General features: G+C 52.3%; 1 protein-coding gene. It reads left to right on the top strand.

The annotated features are described in order from the left end of the window. On the top strand, positions 1–809 hold an 809-nt coding region (locus ACLO87_RS16685; RefSeq protein ID WP_430224326.1), incomplete at its 5' end, for an IS3 family transposase. Between the last annotated feature and the right edge of the window lie 49 nt (positions 810–858).

Raw genomic sequence — 858 nt, 5'->3', positions numbered from 1 at the left:
GACGAACCGATGACTGGATGGATGGCCGCCGCAGTCGTCACACTGATGATACGGATGTGCTTCTCCGTATACACCATGTTATCGGAGAGCTGCCCACGTATGGTTATCGTCGGGTATGGGCGCTGCTTCGCAGACAGGCAGAACTTGATGGTATGCCTGCGATCAATGCCAAACGTGTTTACCGGATCATGCGCCAGAATGCGCTGTTGCTTGAGCGAAAACCTGCTGTACCGCCATCGAAACGGGCACATACAGGCAGAGTGGCTGTGAAAGAAAGTAATCAGCGATGGTGCTCTGACGGGTTCGAGTTCCGCTGTGATAACGGAGAAAAACTGCGAGTCACGTTCGCGCTGGACTGCTGTGACCGTGAGGCACTGCACTGGGCGGTCACTACGGGCGGCTTCAACAGTGAAACAGTACAGGACGTCATGCTGGGAGCGGTGGAACGCCGCTTCGGCAACGAGCTTCCGGCGTCTCCAGTAGAGTGGCTGACGGATAATGGTTCATGCTACCGGGCTAATGAAACACGGCAGTTTGCCCGGATGTTGGGGCTTGAACCGAAAAACACGGCGGTGCGGAGTCCGGAGAGTAACGGCATAGCAGAGAGCTTCGTGAAAACGATAAAGCGTGACTACATAAGTATCATACCCAAACCAGACGGGTTAACGGCAGCAAAGAACCTTGCAGAGGCGTTCGAGCATTATAACGAATGGCATCCGCATAGTGCACTGGGTTATCGCTCGCCACGGGAATATCTACGGCAGCGAGCCAGTAATGGGTTAAGTGATAACAGGTGTCTGGAAATATAGGGGCAAATCCAGTTACTTTTTTATTGAATGTATATAAATAATGAATAAC

This window comes from Paenalcaligenes sp. Me52 (assembly GCF_050487965.1).
Taxonomy (GTDB): Bacteria; Pseudomonadota; Gammaproteobacteria; order Burkholderiales; family Burkholderiaceae_B; genus Paenalcaligenes.
This window is presented reverse-complemented; position numbering and strand designations above follow the sequence as displayed.